The sequence below is a fragment of the Streptomyces sp. NPDC015127 genome (assembly GCF_043080095.1).
Taxonomy (GTDB): domain Bacteria; phylum Actinomycetota; class Actinomycetes; order Streptomycetales; family Streptomycetaceae; genus Streptomyces.
In genome coordinates this window covers 1-1,029 of sequence record NZ_JBIBVE010000103.1, presented here as the reverse complement: position 1 = coordinate 1,029, position 1,029 = coordinate 1, and the positions used below count along the sequence as shown (strand labels likewise).

Annotated in this window: 2 pseudogenes; both read right to left on the bottom strand. The window is 66.6% G+C overall.

Annotation, left to right across the window (positions count from 1 at the left end):
* A pseudogene (locus tag ACF08N_RS38140) lies at positions 1 to 196 on the bottom strand (transposase); the annotation flags it as partial.
* A 33-nt stretch (positions 197 to 229) separates the two neighbouring features.
* Positions 230 to 496: pseudogene (locus ACF08N_RS38135) on the bottom strand (transposase); the annotation flags it as partial.
* Between the last annotated feature and the right edge of the window lie 533 nt (positions 497 to 1,029).

Sequence of the window (1,029 nt, the reverse complement as noted above, 5' to 3'; positions counted from 1 at the left end):
CCGCCTTGATTCCGCGTCTGCGCAGGTAGGCGTGGAAGGAGCGGGCGGAGTAGCCCTTGTCCGCCACCGCCTGATCCGGCCGGACGCGGGGCCGTCCCGGCCCGGGCCGGGTGACGCGGATGCGGTCGATGACCGCCTCGGCCTGCGTGCAGTCGTCGCGGGAACCCGGCGTGACCGTGACAGACAGCGGTCGCCCCCGCCCGTCGCAAGGCCAGGTGGATCTTGCTGCTCAGCCCGCTACGGGAGCGCCCGAGCCCTCGTTCCTCAACCCCCCTTTGACCGCGGTGTGCTGATGGGCCCGCACGACGGTGGAGTCCACCGCGACAGCCAGTCCACCTCCGCCCCGCTCTGGGCTCCGGCCGAGCCGGCCGAAGGCGCCGTCGGCCACCCAGCGGGCGCAGCGTCCGCGCACCGTCTGCCAGAGCCCGAACCGCTCGGGCAGATCCCTCCAGGACACACCGGTCCGGAACGTGAACACGATGCCCTCGAGAACCCGGCGGTGATCGCACCACCTGCCTCAGACACGACCCGCAGGCGGCAGCAGCGGCTCGACCACCGCCCACACGGCGTCACACATCTCCCGATCCCTCACAGCCAGCCCAACAATCAGGTGATCGGAAAGACATCGCCTAGAACAACAGCTGGAAAGGCACGGCCCTCCACACGCGGTCGACCCGTTGCGGCCCTCGGTATCAGCGGGCCATCTAACTCTCATTTCTGATCGCCGAGTTCATGACTACGTATTACCCCACCATGATCCGTCACCCCAGTTGATCGTTAAAGACGGGTCCTCGCACCCTTATGGACCGTCACCCCTGACCATGGCCTGCGGCCTGCTCGTCCACATCGTCAACGCTACGGATCATCCTTCCGGTGGCCTGTACCGGGGTGGGCGGGTGGAACCCGAATCAGGCTGTTACACAACCTTTCCGGCTAAGATGTCATCTCATTTGGCGAGTCTGCGGTAGCAGATAAGGGTGCAGGCGATGCTGGTGAAGGCGAGGAAGTGGTCCGCTTTGCGCTCGTAGC